Genomic DNA, 3368 nt, shown 5'->3' on the forward strand with positions numbered 1-3368 from the left:
GAAATTGTTAGATAAGAATATTAAAGAGAGAATTTTAAAATTCTCTCTTTTTTTAATGAATCAACCTAATAAATTAGTTATGTAATTATTATTTTATAAAAATAGAAGTACCACTACATATAATGTTAATTATATGTAGTGGTATAGTTAATATAACTATTATTTTAGTTATAATTAGTTCTTATGTTTTATAATTTATATATTTATAAGAAGATAAATAATTTTACATATCATTAGTAGGTATTTTTTCAAGCACCTTTTTTTCAATAATTGATTTTGCATTTATATAAATTTCAGTAACCTTTGTATCTGAGTGACCTAAGAAATCTCTAATCTCTATTAAATCTGCTCCATTTAAAGAAAGTTCTGTTGCAATAGCATGCCTTATATTATGAGGACTAATATTTTTATTAATTACAGCTCCTAAATTTTGAATTATATTATAGAGAGCTCTATATGAAAGAGGCCTATTTTTTTCAAAATTGCTATTAAAAACAAACTGCTCTTCTAAAAATTCTTCGTTACAATTATACATATTAACTAAATAATTTTTATATTCATTTATTTTATTTATTAGAAAATTATGAAGAGGTTTATATTGTTCTCTTCCACTTTTAGTTTTTTCTAACTTTAAAAAATATTCTCCATTTCTTTTTAAAATATGTTTGAATTGTAAAGATAGTAATTCTTGGCTTCTCATTCCTGTATAAAAAAGAGTATAAAGAATAATGGTATTTCGATACTCTTTTTCACCCGTTACTTTATAATTTTTTAAAATATCCTTAATATCATCAAAAGACACCTTTAAAATATTATCTAAATTTCTAGATGTTTTGAAAAGTCCTATGTATTTAAAAGGATTATCATATCCATTTTTTTCAAGTTCTTTATACAAAGATTTCAAAGATGAAATAACTTTATTTAGTGATGTATTTTTCATATTTCTTTCATGAATTAAATGAGAAAGATAATCTTCAATGTCAGTTTTCTCTATCCCGCTCATTAGCTCTATTATCTCATCTCCCTCCAAAGGAGACTCCCCATCATATATATAAGATAAAAAATCTTTCAAATAAAAAAGATAATCTTTCATTGTTTTTTGAGATTTATAAATTTCAAAAATGCTTTTTTTAGGTTCTTTGGTTTTTTTCTTTCTTCTACCAATACTTATTTCATGTTTTTCTTTAACAAGAACTTCCCTCATATCACCACACCTTTTGTAGTCCTATTATTTTTATTATGGAAAATTATATTATATCACATCTTTCTATCTCTCTAACTTCTCCTGGTTTCAAATCCCCCAATATTAATTTACCAAAAGTTTCTCTTTTTAAATAGATAACCTCATTCCCAACTCCAATCATCATTTTTTTCACTTGATGGAATTTCCCCTCTTTAATAGTCAATAAAATCTCCTTTTCACTAACTACTTGAACTTTCGCTTCTTTAGTAATGTATCCTCCAATATCTACTCCTTCTTCTAACTTAGAAATTGCTTCATCTGTAATCTCATTTTTCAAAGAAACACGATATATTTTATCAACGTGTTTTTTAGGAGATGTTAACTCATGTGCTAATTTTCCATCATTACTGAAAAGAAGTAATCCTTCTGTATCTTTATCTAATCTTCCTATTGGAAAGAGATCTTTTTGATTAACCCAAGATGGAAGTAACTCCATAACAGTCTTTTCTTTTTTATCCTCTGTTGCTGTTATGTACCCATCTAACTTATATAAAATATAGTATCTAAACTCTTTATAAATTATTTTTTCATCATTATAATTTACACTATCTACACCTTCTTTTAATGATTTTGTATTATCTCTACACTTAACATTATTGATTGTTATATCTCCAGATGAAATCATTTTTTTTACTTCACTTCTACTTCCTACTCCACACTCTACTAAATATTTATCTAATCTCAATTTATACCTCCTATTTTATTATACACTAATATTATAAGGGTAAAAAAAAAAGAAAGCAAGACATAAGTCTCACTTTCTATATTATATGCATAGCAGAACTATCAAAAGCAAAAGATAAATAATCATTAATCTTTTCAACTTTTTTTCCTCTTGGACTATGAAGTGAAATTTCAATAACTTCATTATTCATCTCCACTTCATACTCATGAGCTTCTCCCATAAATATACTTTTTATAACTTTTCCCTTATGAACATCCTTATTAAATAAAATTGATTCAGGTCTTATAACTACTTCTACTTGATCACCAACTTCAACTATTTTTTCACTTTCTATATTATAAATAGATCCAAAAATTTCTACTTTTTTAATATTTTCCATAATTTCTATTATCTTACCTTTTACAATATTAGCTCTTCCTATAAATTTAGCAATAAAAGCACTATTTGGTTTTTGATAAATTTCTATAGGTGATCCCACTTGAATTATTTTCCCATCTTTCATTATAACTATTTTATCTGAAAGAGCCATTGCTTCTGCTTGATCATGAGTTACATAAATCGATGTTATTCCAATCTCTTGTTGTAACTTTCTAATTTCATCCCTCATATGTATTCTTAATTTAGCATCTAAGTTAGAAAGAGGTTCATCAAATAAAAGTATTTCAGAATTCATAATTAATGCCCTAGCAAGAGAAACCCTTTGCTGTTGTCCTCCTGACATTTGAGCAGGCATTCTATATGCAAAATCTTCCATCTTCATTATTTCCAATATTTTTTCCACTCTTGATTTTATCTCTTCTTTAGGTCTCTTTTGTATTTTCAAACCATAAGATATATTGTCATATACATTTAAATGTGGAAAAAGAGCATAGTTTTGAAAAACCATAGCTGTATTTCTTTTATCCGGAGTTAAAGAAGCAATATCTTCATCTCCAACAAATATATTTCCAGAAGTTGGCATTTCAAATCCAGCTAACATTCTTAATGTTGTTGTCTTTCCACAACCTGAAGGACCTAAAAGACATATAAATTCTCCAGGCTTTATTTCTAAAGATACATTATCTACAGCTGTTACTATTTTTTTATCTGATGTGAATATTTTTGTTAAATTTTTTATACTTACATTCTTAAATCTACACATTATCTTACTCCTTTTTTATATGAATTACTGCTTTTGAAAAGTAATAATTTCATGATTAACATAAAACAAGAAACTATTATTATTAAAATTGTACAATATGCTGATGCAATTCCAATTCTACCAGTGTCTATATTATTCATAATAGCTGGTGTTAATAATTTCCATTTAGCAGAAATTAAAAATATAATCGTACTTACTAAAGTCATACTTCTAGCAAATGAATATATCAATCCACTAAAGAAAGCCTCTTTTATCATGGGAACTGTTACAGTTCTTATTACTGTTGCACTTGTTGCTCC

The 3368-nt window shown here is 26.0% G+C and carries 3 protein-coding genes and 1 pseudogene; all 4 read right to left on the reverse strand.

Annotated features, from left to right (window positions below; translation table 11 throughout):
• Positions 1-223 precede the first annotated feature (223 nt).
• Positions 224-1204 (reverse strand): tyrosine-type recombinase/integrase, encoded by a 981-nt coding sequence (locus Q0V09_RS09450; protein WP_297406502.1) that lies wholly within the window; start codon positions 1202-1204, stop codon positions 224-226.
• Positions 1205-1247: 43 nt separating this feature from the next.
• Entirely contained in the window at positions 1248-1928 is a 681-nt protein-coding gene (locus tag Q0V09_RS09455; protein WP_297488882.1) for a 16S rRNA pseudouridine(516) synthase, read from the reverse strand.
• Between the two features lie 76 nt (positions 1929-2004).
• The gene (locus tag Q0V09_RS09460) at positions 2005-3069 is read right to left on the reverse strand and encodes an ABC transporter ATP-binding protein (RefSeq protein ID WP_297488885.1); all 1065 of its coding nucleotides are present in this window, start codon (positions 3067-3069) and stop codon (positions 2005-2007) included.
• Positions 3069-3368, reverse strand: a pseudogene (locus Q0V09_RS09465) (hypothetical protein); the annotation flags it as partial. The pseudogene Q0V09_RS09465 and the gene Q0V09_RS09460, both read right to left, overlap by 1 nt.

Origin of the sequence: uncultured Cetobacterium sp. (genome assembly GCF_947039425.1) — a bacterium.
Lineage (GTDB): Bacteria > Fusobacteriota > Fusobacteriia > Fusobacteriales > Fusobacteriaceae > Cetobacterium_A.

What these genes read in the sequence shown, in the direction of transcription:
- Q0V09_RS09460 (WP_297488885.1), bottom strand. Translation starts at nt 3,069, where the DNA reads ATGTGTAGATTTAAGAATGTAAGTATAAAAAATTTAACAAAAATATTC.
- Q0V09_RS09450 (WP_297406502.1), bottom strand. Translation starts at nt 1,204, where the DNA reads ATGAGGGAAGTTCTTGTTAAAGAAAAACATGAAATAAGTATTGGTAGA.